The sequence below is a fragment of the Pseudomonas sp. MOIL14HWK12:I1 genome, from assembly GCF_000510705.1.
Taxonomy (GTDB): domain Bacteria; phylum Pseudomonadota; class Gammaproteobacteria; order Pseudomonadales; family Pseudomonadaceae; genus Chryseomonas; species Chryseomonas oryzihabitans.
In genome coordinates, this window is the sequence record NZ_AZNY01000003.1 from 175,736 (window position 1) to 190,399 (window position 14,664).

Genomic DNA, 14,664 nt, shown 5'->3' on the forward strand with positions numbered 1-14,664 from the left:
GATCAACGACGACTGAAATGGGCGACGAGGCGATCGCCGACCATCTGCAGTACCTGGACCAGCACCAGCAGCAAGAGCACCGTGACCACCATGACGTCGGTCTGGAAGCGCTGGTAGCCGAAACGGATGGCCAGATCGCCCAGGCCGCCGCCGCCGATCACCCCGGCCATGGCGGTGTAGGACACCAGGGCGATAGCGGTGACGGTGGTGGCCGCGATCAGCCCGGGCAGGGCCTCGGGCAACAGGGTGCGGGTGACGATCTGCCAGAGGCTGGCGCCCATGGCCTGGGTCGCCTCGATGATGCCGCGGTCGACCTCGCGCAGGGCGGTCTCCACCAGCCGGGCGAAGAAGGGCGCGGCGCCCACCACCAGCGGCGGAATGGCGCCCTCGACGCCCAGGGAGGTGCCGATCAGCCAGACCGTGATGGGGATCATCAGGATCAGCAGGATGATGAAGGGCACCGAGCGCAGCACGTTGACCACGAAGGAGAGGATGCCGTAGACCAGCGGCTGCTCCAGCAGCTGACGGCGGCTGGTGAGAAACAGCAGCACGCCCAGCGGCAGCCCGAGGATCAGGGTAAAGAGCATGGACCAGCCAAGCATGGCCAGAGTGTCCTGGGTCGCCTGCCAGATCTCGGCCCAGTCGATGTTGGTGAAGAGTTCGTCCATCAGCGCAGGACCTCCACGGTGACGTCGGCGGCCTGGAAGCGAGCCAGGGCGGCGTCCAGGTCACCGCCCACCAGGGCGATGGTGAGCTGGCCATAGGGCTCGTCCCGGATGCGGTCGATGCGACCGCCGAGAATGCTGTAGTCGACACCGGTCTCCCGGGCGACGTGGCCCAGCAGCGGTGCATAGGTGGCTTCGCCACGGAAGGTCAGACGCAGGATGCGGCCTTCGACATGGGCATAGGCGTCGGCCAGGTCGGCCTCGTCCTGGTGCTCGGCCTCGAACACGAAGCGGCGGGTGGTGGGGTGCTGCGGGTGCAGGAAGACATCGGCGACGGTGCCCTGCTCCACCACGGCGCCGCCATCGAGCACGGCGACGCGATCACAGACGCGGCGGATCACGTCCATCTCGTGGGTGATCAGCACGATGGTCAGGCCCAGCTCGCGATTGAGTTCGGCGAGCAGTTGCAGCACCTGGGCGGTGGTCTGGGGATCGAGGGCGCTGGTGGCCTCGTCGCAGAGCAGAATTTTCGGCTCGGTGGCCAGGGCGCGGGCGATGCCGACGCGCTGCTTCTGGCCGCCGGAGAGCTGCGCCGGGTACTTGCGCGCCTGGTCGGACAGGCCGACCCGCGCCAGCAGTTCCTCGACGCGCTGGGCGATCTGCGCCCGCGAACGGCCGCCGGCCAGTTCCAGCGGCAGGGCCACGTTGGCCGCCACGGTCTTCGAGGAGAGCAGATTGAAGTGCTGGAAGATCATGCCGATGCGGCGGCGGAAATCGCGCAGCTCGCTGGAGCCCAGGGTGGTGACCTCGGCGCCGTCGACCAGCAGGCGACCGCCGCTGGGGGCTTCGAGGCGGTTGATCAGGCGCAGCAGGGTGCTCTTGCCGGCACCGGAATGGCCGATCAGGCCGAAGATCTCGCCGGCTTCGATCCTCAGGTCGACCGGCTGGAGCGCCGCGACCTCGCGACCGCGCGTGCGGTACGTCTTGTGGACAGCGTGGAATTCGATCAATGGAAAAACCTTGTGGGTATCGTCAGACAACAGGATGGTGATCCAGCCGCGCAGTTTAACGCGCGCGCTTATATCTGCTTAGCACTTGTTGTCGGGTATTAAGCCAATAAAGGCATATGGCCAGTTCGTGCGCCGGGACTTCACCCGCGGGAACAGCCCGTCGCTTCGCATCAGCCAAGCGGAACACCAGCTCCAGCCCATGAGTCACTACAGGACTGCCTGAATTCGCCCCACATTCCGTAGGGGACGCAAAGAGCGCCTGACAGGCGCCTGATGAGGACTTTCCATGGCTACGCCCCCCAAGAGTGAACTCGCCGGTACCGACACCCTGGATCGCCAGAACACCTCGAAGAAAATCGAGCAACTGGAGCAATTCCGCTCCGATGCCACCGGCCAGGCACTGCGCACCAACCATGGCGTGAAGATCGCCGACAACCAGAATTCGCTGCGCGCCGGCACCCGCGGTCCTTCCCTGCTCGAAGACTTCATCATGCGGGAGAAGATCACCCACTTCGACCACGAGCGCATCCCGGAGCGCATCGTCCATGCCCGCGGCACCGGTGCCTATGGCTATTTCCAGCCCTACCAGGACTGGTCGGACCTGACCAAGGCCGCGCTCTTCCGCGACCCCAACCACCAGACCCCGGTGTTCGTGCGCTTCTCCACCGTGCAGGGCCCGCGCGGCTCCGGCGACAGCGTGCGCGACGTGCGCGGCTTCGCCATCAAGTTCTACACCGAGGAAGGCAACTGGGACATGGTCGGCAACAACATGCCGGTCTTCTTCATCCAGGACGCCATCAAGTTCCCGGACTTCGTCCATGCGGTGAAGCCCGAGCCGCACAACGAGATCCCCACCGGCGGCAGCGCCCACGACACCTTCTGGGACTTCGTCTCCCTAGTGCCCGAGTCGGCGCACATGGTGCTCTGGACCATGACCGACCGCGCCATTCCGGTGAACCTGCGCAGCATGCAGGGCTTCGGCATCCACACCTTCCGCATGATCAACACCGCCGGCAAGGGCGTCTTCGTCAAGATCCACCTGAAGCCCGCCGGCGGCGTGCGCTCCCTGGTGTGGGACGAAGCCCAGAAGCTGGCCGGCAAGGACACCGACGCCCACCGTCGCGACCTCTGGGAAGCCATCGAGGCCGGTGACTACCCCGAGTGGGAATTCGGCGTGCAGATCATTCCCGAGGAAGACGAGCACAAGTTCGACTGGGACATCCTCGACGCCACCAAGATCATCCCCGAGGAGCTGGTGCCCATCACCCCGCTGGGCAAGCTGGTGCTCAACCGCAACCCGGACAACTACTTCGCCGAGACCGAGCAGGTGGCCTTCTGCCCCGGCCATGTCGTGCCCGGTATCGACTTCAGCAACGATCCCCTGCTGCAGGGTCGGCTGTTCTCCTACACCGACACCCAGATCAGCCGTCTCGGTGGGCCGAACTTCCACGAGCTGCCGGTCAACCGCCCAGTGGTGCCGAACCACAACGGCCAGCGTGACGCCAAGTACCGCATGACCATCGACAAGGGCCGGGCCTCCTACGAGCCCAACTCCATCGACGGCGGCTGGCCCAAGGAAACCCCGCCGGCACCCCAGGACGGCGGCTTCGAGAGCTACTACGAGCGCATCGACGGCCACAAGGTGCGTGAGCGCAGCGAGACCTTCGGCGACCACTTCTCCCAGGCCACGCTGTTCTACAATAGCCTGTCGGAAGCCGAGCAGGCGCACGTCGCCGATGCCTACAGCTTCGAGCTGGGCAAGGTCGAGCGCATGTGGATTCGCGAGCGCCAGGTCAACGAGATCCTCGCCAACATCGATCTAGAGCTGGCGCAGAAGGTGGCCAAGAAGGTCGGCGTGACCCCGCCCACCGCCCCCACCGTGCAGCCGCGCAAGGTCTCCATCGACAAGTCGCCGGCGCTGAGCCAGCTCAATCTGCTGTCCGGCAACATCAAGGGCTTCAAGGTGGCGGTGCTGGTAGGTGACGGCGTCATCGCCAGCGAGGTGGACGCCATCAAGCAGGCGCTCAAGGCCGAAGGTGCTCATGTGAAGGTGCTCGGCCCCACCGCCGGCCCGGTCAAGGCCGCCGACGGCAGCGAAGTGGCCGTGGACGGTTCGGCCGAAGGCATGCCTTCGGTGGCGCTGGACGCGGTCTATGTGCCCGGCGGCGCCGAGAGCGTCAAGGCCATGCTCGACGACGGCGTGATCAAGCACTACCTGCTGGAAGCCTACAAGCACCTCAAGGCCATCGCCCTCACCGGCGAAGCCGAGCAGTTGCTCAAGGCGGTCTACCTGGACACCGACGAGGCGCTGCTCACCGGCAGTGACTTCAAGGCGGTCCAGCAGGACTTCTTCGCTGCCATCGCCAAGCACCGTTGCTGGGCGCGGATGCCGAAGATCAAGTCCATCCCGGCCTAAAGCCGCGGGCATGAAAAAAGCCGACCGTCGCGAGACGGTCGGCTTTTTTTGGGGGGTCATCGCGGCCATGGGCCACTCCTACAGGTGCATCAACTACTGTAGGAGCGGCCCATGGCCGCGATCAAAGGCTTTAACTCAGTACCAAGACCCCATCCATTTCCACCTGGGAGCCCTTCGGCAGCGCGGCCACGCCGATGGCGGCGCGTGCGGGATAGGGCTGCTGGAAATAGCGACCCATGATCTCGTTGACGGTGGCGAAGTGGGCGAGGTCGATCAGGAAGATGTTCAGCTTGACGATGTCGGCCAGCGAACCACCGGCGGCTTCGGCGACGGACTTGAGGTTCTCGAAGACCTGGACCACCTGGGCCTCGAAGCCGTCCACCAGCTCCATGCTGGTCGGGTTGAGCGGGATCTGCCCGGAGAGATAGACGGTGTCACCGACCTTGATCGCCTGGGAATAGGTACCAATGGCGGCGGGCGCCTTGTCGGTGTGGATCACTTGCTTGCTCATGGGTCGCTCCTGTGCGGGAAAGGCCCGATTCTGCAAGCCGGTGGTGACACCCTGCAACCTCAGCTGCGAACCCGAGTGATACCGGCCACGCCCTTGAGCGTCCGCAGCTTCTTGATCACGCGCGCCAGGTGCACGCGATCACGTACGCTGACCACCAGCTGGACCACGCTGACCCGGCCGTCGCGCTCGTTCATGCCGATCTTCTCGACGTTGGCGTCCGCGGCGGTGACGTTGTTGGCCAGCATGGCGATCAGGCCGCGCTGGTGTTCCAGCTGGACGCGCAACTCGACGCTGAATTCGCCGGTGACGTCCTTGGCCCAGTTGAGCACGATGCACTTTTCGCTGTTATGCCGGAATTCAGCGATGTTCCGGCAATTTTCCAGGTGGATCACCATGCCCTTGCCGGCCGACAGGTGACCGACGATGGGATCGCCCGGAATCGGCGTGCAGCACTTGGCGTAGCTGATCACCAGGCCTTCGGTACCGCGGATCGCCAGCGGCCCCTGGGGCGCGGTGCTGGCCTGGGGTTCCAGCGGCTCTTCCTGCTCGCTGCCGGACACCAGGCGGCGCGCCACCACATAGGCCATGCGGTTGCCCAGGCCGATCTCTTCGAGCAGGTCTTCCAGCACCACGCCCTTGTATTCGCCGAGCACCGAGAGGATGCGCATCGGCGAGATCTTCGACAGCTGGGTGCCGAAGCCGGACAGCGCCTTGTTCAGCAGCCGCTCGCCGAGGCTGATGGACTCGGAGCGACGCTGCTGCTTGAGCGCATGGCGGATGTTGGTGCGCGCCTTGCCGGTGACCACGAAGTTGAGCCAGGCCGGATTGGGCCGGGCGCCGGGAGCGGTGACGATCTCCACCGTCTCGCCGCTGCCCAGCGGCTGCGACAGCGGCGCCAGGCGGCGGTTGATGCGGCAGGCGATGCAGCTGTTGCCGACGTCGGTGTGCACCGCGTAGGCGAAGTCCACGGCCGTGGAGCCCTTGGGCAGCTCCATGATGCGGCCCTTGGGGGTGAAGACGTAGACCTCGTCGGGAAAGAGGTCGATCTTCACGTTCTCGATGAATTCCAGGGAGTTGCCCGCGCGCTGCTGCAACTCGAGGATGCCCTTCACCCACTGGCGCGCGCGCAGGTGACTGGCGCGCGGTTCGTCGCCGCCGGCCTTGTACAGGCCATGGGCGGCGATGCCGTTGTTGGCCATCTCTTCCATCTCGCGGGTGCGGATCTGGATCTCGATGGGCACGCCGTGCATGCCGAACAGGGTGGTGTGCAGGGACTGGTAGCCGTTGGCCTTGGGGATGGCGATGTAGTCCTTGAAGCGCCCCGGGAACGGCTTGTAGAGATTGTGCACCGCGCCGAGCACGCGGTAGCAGGTGTCGACCTTGTCGACGATGATGCGGAAGCCGTAGACGTCCATGATCTCGTTGAACGACTTACGCTTGCCGCGCATCTTCTGGTAGATGCTGTGCAGGTGCTTTTCGCGGCCGACCACCTCGCCGTCGAGGCCGTCCCGGGCCAGGCAGTTGGCCAGGGATTCCTGGATCTTGCCGAGGATCTCGCGGCGATTGCCCCGCGCGGTCTTGACCGCCCGCTGGATGCGTTCGGCACGCATCGGGTGCATGGCGCGGAAGCCCAGGTCCTCGAATTCCACGTAGAAATCGTGCATGCCCAGCCGGTTGGCGATGGGCGCGTAGATTTCCAGGGTTTCCTTGGCGATACGCCGGCTCTTGTCCGGCGGCATGGCGTCCAGGGTGCGCATGTTGTGCAGCCGGTCGGCCAGCTTGACCAGGATGACGCGGATGTCCTTGGACATCGCCATGGTCATCTTCTGGAAGTTCTCCGCCTGGGCCTCGGCCTTGGTCTCGAACTTCATCTGGGTCAGCTTGCTGACCCCGTCCACCAGCTCCGCCACCGTCTCGCCGAACTGGCCGGCCAGGGCTTCCTTGGCGATGCCGGTGTCCTCGATCACGTCGTGCAGCATGGCGGCCATCAGGCTCTGATGGTCCATGTGCATGTCGGCGAGGATGTTGGCGACGGCCAGCGGATGGGTGACATAGGGCTCGCCGCTGCGGCGGCGCTGCCCGTCGTGAGCCTGCTCGGCGTAGTAGTAGGCCCGCCGTACCAGATTGACCTGGTCGGGGGTCAGGTAGTCCGCCAGACGCTCGGCCAGCAGGTCGATGCCGGTCGGGTGGACGTCACCATACGCAGGCTCGGCGGCCATGGCTTAGAGGGCCTCGCCGTCCGCTTCTTCGTTGACTTCGAAGGCGGCGAACAGCGGCTCTTCTTCGACGATGTCGTCCAGACGGATGACTTCTTCGTCGACCAGGCCTTCGGCGATCTCGCGCAGGGCGACAACGGTGGGCTTGTCGTTGTCCCACGGTACCTTGGGCTCCTTGCCGCCGGTGGCCAGCTGGCGCGAGCGCTTGGTGGCGAGCATGACCAGCTCGAATCGGTTGTCTACGTTGTCCAGGCAGTCTTCGACAGTAACGCGGGCCATGGTCTTCCTCGTGGCGATGATGATCCCGGGAACGGGGGACCCGATAGTATAAAAATTCGCCAGTGGCAAGGGAAGGGGCGGTGGTCGGAGGACCACCGGCACCGCACCTGGGTAAGTGGCTCCCGCCCGCGCCGGACGGGAGCCCTGGCCGGATCAGGCGCCGGCTTTCTTCTTCAGGCGCCAGGCGTGCAGCAGCGGCTCGGTGTAGCCGCTGGGCTGCTCGCGGCCCTTGAAGATGAGGTCGCGGGCGGCGCGATAGGCGTAGGACGTGTCGAAGTGACCGGCCATGGGCTCGTAGAGGGCATCGCCGGCGTTCTGGCCGTCGACCACCTTGGCCATGCGCTGCAGCGTCTCGTCCACCTGTTCGGCGCTGACCACGCCGTGGTGCAGCCAGTTGGCGATGTGCTGGCTGGAGATGCGCAGGGTGGCGCGGTCTTCCATCAGGCCGACGTCATGGATGTCGGGCACCTTGGAGCAGCCGACGCCCTGGTCGACCCAGCGCACCACGTAGCCGAGGATGCCCTGGCAGTTGTTGTCCAGCTCCTGCTGGATGGCCTCGGCGGACCAGTCCGGCGACTCGGCCACCGGCACGCTGAGCAGCCCGGCGAGCAATTCGCCGCGGGCGGCGTCGACGTCGCTGCGCTCCAGCTCCTGCTGCACCTGCTGGACGTTGACCTGGTGGTAATGCAGGGCGTGCAGCACGGCGGCGGTGGGCGACGGTACCCAGGCGGTGTTGGCGCCGGCCTTGGGATGGCCGATCTTCTGCTCCAGCATGGCGGCCATCAGATCGGGCATGGCCCACATGCCCTTGCCGATCTGCGCCTTGCCGCGCAGGCCGCAGGCCAGGCCGACCAGCACGTTGTTGCGCTCGTAGGCGGTGATCCACTTGGAGGTCTTCATGTCGCCCTTGCGCAGCATGGGGCCGGCCAGCATGGCGGTGTGCATCTCGTCGCCGGTGCGGTCGAGGAAGCCGGTATTGATGAAGGCCACCCGCGCCGCGGCGGCATGGATGCAGGCCTTGAGGTTGACGCTGGTGCGCCGCTCCTCGTCCATGATGCCCAGCTTGACGGTGTTGGCCGGCAGCCCCAGCAGGGCCTCGACACGGTCGAACAGCTGGACGGCGAAGGCCACCTCGGCCGGGCCGTGCATCTTGGGTTTGACGATGTACACCGAGCCGCTGCGGGAATTGCCCTGGCGCTTGAGGTCGTGCAGGGCGATGGTCACGGTGACCACGGCGTCGAGGATGCCCTCGGGGATCTCGCGGCCGTCTTCCAGCAGCACCGCCGGATTGGTCATCAGGTGACCAACGTTGCGGATGAACAGTAGCGAGCGCCCGTGCAGGCTCAGCGGCTGGCCGTCGGCGCCCTGGTACTCGCGATCGGGGTTGAGGCGGCGGGTGAAGGTCTCGCCGCCCTTGCTGACCTCTTCGGCCAGGTCGCCCTTCATCAGGCCCAGCCAGTTGCGATAGGCCAGCACCTTGTCGGCGGCGTCCACCGCGGCGATGGAGTCTTCCAGGTCCATGATGGTGCTGACCGCGGCCTCCATCAGCAGGTCCTTGACCCCAGCGGCGTCGGTCTTGCCGATGGCGCTGTCGCGGTCGATCTGGATTTCCAGGTGCAGGCCGTTATGGCGCAGCAGGACCGCGGACGGTGCCGCGGCATCGCCTTGGTAACCGACGAAGGCGGTCGGATCGGCCAGTTCGCTGGTACCGCTCCTGAGGTCCACCACCAGGCGGCCGTCCTGGATGCGGTAGGCGGTGGCGTCCCGGTGCGAGCCGCTGGCGAGGGGCGCCACGCCGTCCAGCACCTGGCGGGCGAAGGCCACCACCTTGGCGCCACGGGCGGGGTTGTAGCCCTTGCCGCGCTCGGCGCCATCGGTTTCGGGCAGGGCGTCGGTGCCATAGAGGGCATCGTACAGCGACCCCCAGCGGGCGTTGGCGGCGTTCAGGGCGTAGCGGGCGTTGAGCACCGGCACCACCAGCTGCGGACCGGCCTGTTCGGCGATCTCGCGGTCGACCCCGGACGTCGAGGCCTGCACCTGGCCGGGGACCGGTTGCAGATAGCCGATGCCTTCCAGAAAGCGCTGGTAGGCGGGCAGATCGGTGACCGGACCGGGATGGGCGCTGTGCCAGTTGTCCAGCTCCACCTGCAGGCGATCCCGCTCGGCCAGCAGTTCGCGATTGCGCGGCGCCAGCTCGTGCACCAGCTGGTCCACGCCCGACCAGAAGGCGGCGGTGTCGAGCCCGGTGCCGGGCAGCACTTCCTCGTCGATGAAGCGCTGCAGCTCGGTGGCCACCTGCAGGCGGCCCAGGGTAGTACGGTCGGTCATGATGGCTTTCCTTGATATGAAGCTGTGAATTCAGTTGAGCGCCGCGATGGCGGCTTTCGCGACCTGCGCATCTTCCGGCGCCTTGACACCCGAGACGCCGACGGCGCCCACCACCTGGCCGTCCACCAGGATGGGTACCCCGCCTTCGAGCATGCCCTGCATCAGCGGGGCGCTGAGAAAGGCGGTGCGGCCGTTGTTGATCATCTCTTCCAGCACCTTGGACTCCTTGCGCGCCAGGGCGGCGCTGCGCGCCTTTTCCGGGGCGATGTAGGCGCTGTTGGGCGCGGCGCCATCGAGGCGCAGCAGGGCCAGCGGGTGGCCGCCGTCATCGGCCACGGCGATGCACACGGCCCAGCCCTGGCGCTCGGCTTCGGCGCGACCGGCGGCCAGCAGGGTGTCGATCTCGGCAAGGGTGAGCACGGCTTTGGTCTTCATGGGGCCTCCAGGGTTCAGGGTTGGGTCTGAGCGGCCAGGGCCGCGTCGAGGATTTCGATCCAGTGGCGCACGGGAGTCCGCCCGGCGCCGTCGAGATGGCTCTGGCAGCCGATGTTGGCGGTGGCGATCACCTCGGGGTGACCGCTCTCCAGGGCATCGAGCTTGGCGTCGCGCAACCGCCGCGACAAGTCCGGCTGGGTCAGCGAATAGGTGCCGGCCGAGCCACAGCAGAGGTGGCCGTCGGGCACCGGCGCCAGCGGGAAGCCGAGGCGCTGCAGGACGCCCTCCACGGCGCCGCCCAGGCGCTGGGCGTGCTGCAGGGTGCAAGGGCAATGGAAGGCCAGCCGCGGGGTGTTGGCCAAGCGCAGCTCTTCCAGCGGCAGCTCGCGCAGCACCTCCACCAGGTCGCGGGTGCGCGCCGAGACTTCCCGCGCCTTGGCCGCATAGGCCGGATCGTCCTTGAGCAGGCTGGCGTATTCCTTGACGAAGGCGCCGCAGCCGCTGGCGGTCTGGATGATGGCTTCGGCGCCGCCCTGCAGCGCCGGCCACCAGGCGTCGATGTTGCGCCGGGCGCGATCGAGTCCGGCCTCCTGGGCATTGAGGTGGTAGTCCACCGCGCCGCAGCAACCGGCGCGGGGCGCGGCCTCCAGGCTGATGCCGAGGCGATCCAGCACCCGCGCGGTGGCGGCATTGGTGTTGGGCGAAAGCCCAGGCTGCACGCAGCCTTCGAGGATCAGCATGCGCCGGGCATGGCGTGGCGCGGGTCGCACGCCCGGAGCGGCAATGCGCGCCGGCAGCTTGGCCTGGACGCCTGCCGGCAGCAGCGGCTTCAGCGCCTGGCCGCTTTTCAGCAGCGCGCCGAACAGGCGTGGCTGCGGCAGCACCTGGCGCAGCCCGGCGCGCAGCAGGCGCTGGCCCAGCGGGCGCGGTACCCGGCGTTCCACCTCGGCGCGGCCGATGTCGAGCAATTCGTGATAGGAGACGCCCGAGGGACAGGTGGTCTCGCAATTGCGGCAGGTCAGGCAGCGGTCGAGGTGCTCGCGGGTCTTCTCGCTGACCTCGCCGCCTTCGAGCATGCCCTTGATCAGGTAAATGCGCCCGCGTGGACCGTCCAGCTCGTCGCCGAGCAGCTGGTAGGTCGGGCAGGTGGCATTGCAGAAGCCGCAGTGCACGCAGCTGCGCAGCACCCGCTCGGCATCGGCGGCGCGGGGCAGTTCGCGGGCGGCGGGACTCAGATTGGTTTGCATGACGTCTTTCCCCTACAGCCCGGCGTACAGCCGACCCGGATTGAAGATCCCCTGGGGGTCCAGGCGCGCCTTGAGGCGGCGGTGATAGTCCAGCAGCGCGGCGGGCAGCGGATGCTGGGCCTCGCGCTCGGCGTCCGGCGTGTAGCAGAGCGCATGGCCGCCGGCGCGCGCGGCGATCTCGCGCAGCACGGTGGCCGGGGCATCGCTCTTGAGCCAGTACTGGGCACCGCCCCAATCCAATAAGCGGCTGCCGGGCAGGTCCAGCAGCGGGGTGTTGACCGGCACCGACAGCCGCCACAGGGGCGCGGGCCCTTCGAAGAAGGCCAGCCGCTGTTCGTTGAGCTCGTCCCAGAAGCCTTCGCCCAGGGCTTCACCGCCCAGGCGATCGGCCGCCGAGCGCACCGAACCCTCGCCGCCTTCCAGGCGCAGGTGCAGCCGCTGGCCGTCATGGCAGGCCGCCGAGATCGGCAGCGCCTCGCGACCCCAGACGGCCAGCCGTTGCAGGGCGCGTTCGGCGTCCAGCTCCAGACTCAGACTCTGGGTGCAGCGCGGCCTGGGCAGCACCTTGAAGGACACCTCGGTGATCACCCCCAGGCAACCCTGGCTGCCGGCCAGCAGGCGGGAGACGTCATAGCCGGCGACATTCTTCATCACCTCGCCGCCGAATCTCAGGTGTTCGCCGGTGCCGGTGATCAGGCGCGTGCCCAGGACGAAGTCCCTCAAGCTGCCGGCCCAGGGGCGGCGCGGACCGGAAAGACCGCAGGCCAGGGTGCCGCCGACGGTAGCGCCCTCCCCCAGCCGCGGTGGTTCGCAGGGCAGCATCTGCCCCTGTTCGGCCAGGGCGGCATTGAGTTCGGCCAGCGGCGTACCGGTGCGCACCGTGGCCACCAGTTCGGTGGGATCGTAGTGCACCAGACCGCGATGGCCGCTGACGTCCAGCGGCTCGCCCTCCACCGCACGGCCCAGCCGGGCCTTGGTGTCGCCGCCATGGATGCGCAGCGGCTGGCGACGGGCCAGGGCCTCGCGGACCTGGTCGAGGAGCAGGTTCAGACTGTCCATCAGAAACGCTCCAGTTCGGGGTGGGGCAACTGGCCGCGATGCACGTGCAGGCCGCCGAATTCGGCGCAGCGGTGCAGGGTCGGCACGTTCTTGCCGGGATTGAGCAGCCCGGGGGCGTCGAAGGCGGCCTTTACCGCATGGAAGAAGGTCAGCTCGCCCGACTGGAACTGGGTGCACATGGCGTTGATCTTTTCGCGACCGACGCCGTGCTCGCCGGTGATGGTGCCGCCCACCGCCACGCAGAGATCGAGGATGCGGCCGCCCAGGGCCTCGGCCTGTTCCAGCTCGCCGGGCCGATTGGCATCGAAGAGGATCAGCGGGTGCAGGTTGCCGTCGCCGGCATGGAAGACATTGCCCACCGCCAGTCCGTATTCCGCCGACAAGGCCTCGATCCCGCGCAGCACCTCGGGCAGGGCGCGGCGCGGGATGGTGCCGTCCATGCAGTAGTAGTCGGGCGACAGCCGCCCCACGGCGGGAAAGGCGTTCTTGCGTCCGGCCCAGAATTTCTGCCGCTCGGCCTCGTCGCGGGCCAGGCGGATCTCGGTGGCGCCGGCGGTGGCCAGCAGGGCGCTGACCCGCTCGATGTCGGCGGCCACGTCGGCTTCCACCCCGTCCAGCTCGCAGAGCAGGATGGCGGCGGCGTCCACCGGGTAGCCGGCGTGGATGAAGTCCTCGGCGGCTCTCAGGGTCAGGTTGTCCATCATCTCCAGGCCGCCGGGGATGATGCCGGCGGCGATGATGTCGGCCACCGCCGCCCCGGCGCGCTCGATGTCGGCGAAGCTGGCCATGACCACCCGGGCGCAGGGCGGTTTGGGCAGCAGCTTGACGGTCACTTCCACCACCACCCCGAGCAACCCTTCGGAGCCGGTGAACAGCGCCAGCAGGTCGAAGCCGGGGCTGTCCAGGGCGGCGCCGCCCAGGGTCAGGCGCTCGCCTTCCAGGGTGACGATCTCCACCGCCAGCACGTTGTGCACGGTCAGACCGTATTTCAGGCAGTGCACGCCGCCGGCGTTCTCGGCCACGTTGCCGCCGATGGAGCAGGCGATCTGCGAGGAGGGATCGGGCGCGTAGTAGAGGTCATGGGGCGCCGCGGCCTGGGAGATGGCCAGGTTGCGCACCCCGGGCTGGACCCGCGCCCGGCGACCGTCGGGGTCCACCTCGAGGATGCGATTGAAGCGCGCCATCACCAGCAGCACGCCCTGCTCCAGCGGCAGCGCGCCGCCGGACAGGCCGGTGCCGGCGCCGCGGGCCACCAGGGGTACCTGCAGCTCATGGCAGAGGCGCAGGGTCGCCTGCACCTGCTCCACGGTTTCTGGCAGCACCACCAGCAGCGGCGTGGTGCGATAGGCCGCGAGACCATCGCACTCGTAGGGTTTGAGGTCTTCCCTGTCGTGCAGCAGGCAGTGCTCGGGCAGTTCGGCACGCAACCGCTGCAGCAGTTGCGCCTTGTCCGGGCGGGGCAAGGCGCCGTCGAGACGTTCGTCGTAGACCAGGCTCATCGGGTAACCGCCATTGTTGTTGTTCTGGCTGGAAAGGCTTCGTTGTACCCCGACTGCAAGCGGGGCGTCCATGGTCCAGCGCACTGGTCATACCAGTTTTTGTGCCCTCTTTGACCAAAGGATGAGCCGCTTTCAGCCCGCTTGACGGCAGATTCCGCCAGTGGCTCACTAGCGCCAAACCTCGTGGTCATACCAGCAGGAACTCGCCATGTCCGCGCCCGTCGCCCGTCTTCCCGTCGCCGAGAACGTCAGTCAGCAGATCGAACGCCTGGTGGTGGACGGGGTGCTCAAGGTCGGTCAGCCGCTGCCGTCCGAGCGGCGCCTGTGCGACAAGCTCGGTGTCTCGCGTACCGCCTTGCGCGAGGGCCTGGGCCTGCTGCGCGCCCGCGGCATCATCGAGACCCGCCACGGCCAGGGCAGCTTCGTCGCCCGCCTGGCGGCCCCGGCAGCGGAGAATCCGCTGCTGCACCTGTTCAGCAGCCAGCCGCGCACCCTCTACGACCTGCTGGAGGTCCGCGCCCTGCTGGAAGGCGAAGCCGCGCGCCTGGCGGCGCTGCGCGCCACCACCGCCGACCTGGTGCTGATCGGTCGCCGCTACGACGAACTCTGCGCCGCCTGCCAGGACCCGGCCACCCTGCCGGCGGAAACCCACGCGCGCCTCGATCATGCCTTCCACCTGGCAATCAGCGAGGCCTCGCACAACCCGGTGCTGGTGCACACCCTGCAATCGCTCAACGAGCTCTTGCTGGGCTCGGTGTTCGCCTGCATCGCCAATCTCTACCATCGTCCACCGCAGCGCCGCGAGATCGACGCCCAGCATGCCCGCCTCTATGCCGCCGTGAGCCAGCGCCTGCCCGACGAGGCCCACGCCGCCGCCCGCGAGCACATCCACAGCGTCAGGGACAGCCTGCGCGAGATCGAGCAGGAAGAGCAGCGCCTGGTGCGGGCCACCATGCGTCTGGAAGGCTGGACCTAGCGAAAAAGGCCCGCCGGCAAAGG

The 14,664-nt window shown here is 67.7% G+C and carries 12 protein-coding genes; 2 read left to right on the plus strand and 10 right to left on the minus strand.

Annotated features, from left to right (window positions below):
* Positions 1-2: 2 nt before the first annotated feature.
* Complete coding sequence (locus PSEK12I1_RS0100780) at positions 3-668, minus strand: methionine ABC transporter permease (RefSeq protein ID WP_007161460.1); 666 nt, start codon at positions 666-668, stop codon at positions 3-5.
* The gene (locus tag PSEK12I1_RS0100785; protein ID WP_027600379.1) at positions 668-1,675 is read right to left on the minus strand and encodes a methionine ABC transporter ATP-binding protein; all 1,008 of its coding nucleotides are present in this window, start codon (positions 1,673-1,675) and stop codon (positions 668-670) included. The genes PSEK12I1_RS0100780 and PSEK12I1_RS0100785 overlap by 1 nt, the downstream gene beginning before the upstream one ends.
* A 286-nt stretch (positions 1,676-1,961) precedes the next feature.
* On the opposite strand from PSEK12I1_RS0100785, the gene katE reads away from it, so the two are divergent.
* On the plus strand, positions 1,962-4,091 hold the full coding sequence (gene katE / locus PSEK12I1_RS0100790; protein WP_027600380.1) for a catalase HPII: 2,130 nt from the start codon (positions 1,962-1,964) through the stop codon (positions 4,089-4,091).
* A 130-nt stretch (positions 4,092-4,221) separates the two neighbouring features.
* On the opposite strand, the gene PSEK12I1_RS0100795 is transcribed toward katE, so the two are convergent.
* The 8 genes from PSEK12I1_RS0100795 to glcD form a co-directional block, all read right to left on the minus strand.
* The gene (locus PSEK12I1_RS0100795; RefSeq protein WP_027600381.1) at positions 4,222-4,602 is read right to left on the minus strand and encodes a RidA family protein; all 381 of its coding nucleotides are present in this window, start codon (positions 4,600-4,602) and stop codon (positions 4,222-4,224) included.
* A 59-nt stretch (positions 4,603-4,661) separates the two neighbouring features.
* The gene (spoT, locus tag PSEK12I1_RS0100800) at positions 4,662-6,821 is read right to left on the minus strand and encodes a bifunctional GTP diphosphokinase/guanosine-3',5'-bis pyrophosphate 3'-pyrophosphohydrolase (RefSeq protein ID WP_007161464.1); all 2,160 of its coding nucleotides are present in this window, start codon (positions 6,819-6,821) and stop codon (positions 4,662-4,664) included.
* 3 nt (positions 6,822-6,824) lie between these two features.
* Complete coding sequence (gene rpoZ / locus PSEK12I1_RS0100805) at positions 6,825-7,097, minus strand: DNA-directed RNA polymerase subunit omega (protein WP_007161465.1); 273 nt, start codon at positions 7,095-7,097, stop codon at positions 6,825-6,827.
* A 153-nt stretch (positions 7,098-7,250) separates the two neighbouring features.
* On the minus strand, positions 7,251-9,425 hold the full coding sequence (locus PSEK12I1_RS0100810; RefSeq protein WP_027600383.1) for a malate synthase G: 2,175 nt from the start codon (positions 9,423-9,425) through the stop codon (positions 7,251-7,253).
* Positions 9,426-9,455: 30 nt separating this feature from the next.
* The gene (locus PSEK12I1_RS0100815; RefSeq protein ID WP_027598097.1) at positions 9,456-9,860 is read right to left on the minus strand and encodes a heme-binding protein; all 405 of its coding nucleotides are present in this window, start codon (positions 9,858-9,860) and stop codon (positions 9,456-9,458) included.
* 14 nt (positions 9,861-9,874) lie between these two features.
* Positions 9,875-11,107 (minus strand): glycolate oxidase subunit GlcF, encoded by a 1,233-nt coding sequence (gene glcF / locus PSEK12I1_RS0100820; protein ID WP_027600384.1) that lies wholly within the window; start codon positions 11,105-11,107, stop codon positions 9,875-9,877.
* A 12-nt stretch (positions 11,108-11,119) separates the two neighbouring features.
* Entirely contained in the window at positions 11,120-12,166 is a 1,047-nt protein-coding gene (glcE, locus tag PSEK12I1_RS0100825) for a glycolate oxidase subunit GlcE (RefSeq protein WP_027600385.1), read from the minus strand.
* Complete coding sequence (gene glcD / locus PSEK12I1_RS0100830; protein ID WP_027600386.1) at positions 12,166-13,665, minus strand: glycolate oxidase subunit GlcD; 1,500 nt, start codon at positions 13,663-13,665, stop codon at positions 12,166-12,168. Before glcD ends, glcE begins: the two co-directional genes overlap by 1 nt.
* Positions 13,666-13,873: 208 nt before the next feature.
* Between glcD and glcC the strand changes: the two genes are divergently transcribed.
* Positions 13,874-14,641: a transcriptional regulator GlcC gene (gene glcC / locus PSEK12I1_RS0100835; RefSeq protein WP_007161471.1), complete on the plus strand. Its 768-nt coding sequence runs from the start codon at positions 13,874-13,876 to the stop codon at positions 14,639-14,641.
* The last annotated feature ends 23 nt before the right edge of the window (positions 14,642-14,664 follow it).

Bases quoted from the DNA above. Each gene is read 5' to 3' on its own strand.
- spoT (WP_007161464.1), bottom strand. From the start codon at position 6,821: ATGGCCGCCGAGCCTGCGTATGGTGACGTCCACCCGACCGGCATCGAC.
- glcF (WP_027600384.1), bottom strand. From the start codon at position 11,107: ATGCAAACCAATCTGAGTCCCGCCGCCCGCGAACTGCCCCGCGCCGCC.
- PSEK12I1_RS0100780 (WP_007161460.1), bottom strand. From the start codon at position 668: ATGGACGAACTCTTCACCAACATCGACTGGGCCGAGATCTGGCAGGCG.
- katE (WP_027600380.1), top strand. From the start codon at position 1,962: ATGGCTACGCCCCCCAAGAGTGAACTCGCCGGTACCGACACCCTGGAT.
- PSEK12I1_RS0100795 (WP_027600381.1), bottom strand. From the start codon at position 4,602: ATGAGCAAGCAAGTGATCCACACCGACAAGGCGCCCGCCGCCATTGGT.
- PSEK12I1_RS0100815 (WP_027598097.1), bottom strand. From the start codon at position 9,860: ATGAAGACCAAAGCCGTGCTCACCCTTGCCGAGATCGACACCCTGCTG.
- glcE (WP_027600385.1), bottom strand. From the start codon at position 12,166: ATGGACAGTCTGAACCTGCTCCTCGACCAGGTCCGCGAGGCCCTGGCC.
- glcC (WP_007161471.1), top strand. From the start codon at position 13,874: ATGTCCGCGCCCGTCGCCCGTCTTCCCGTCGCCGAGAACGTCAGTCAG.
- rpoZ (WP_007161465.1), bottom strand. From the start codon at position 7,097: ATGGCCCGCGTTACTGTCGAAGACTGCCTGGACAACGTAGACAACCGA.
- glcD (WP_027600386.1), bottom strand. From the start codon at position 13,665: ATGAGCCTGGTCTACGACGAACGTCTCGACGGCGCCTTGCCCCGCCCG.
- PSEK12I1_RS0100810 (WP_027600383.1), bottom strand. From the start codon at position 9,425: ATGACCGACCGTACTACCCTGGGCCGCCTGCAGGTGGCCACCGAGCTG.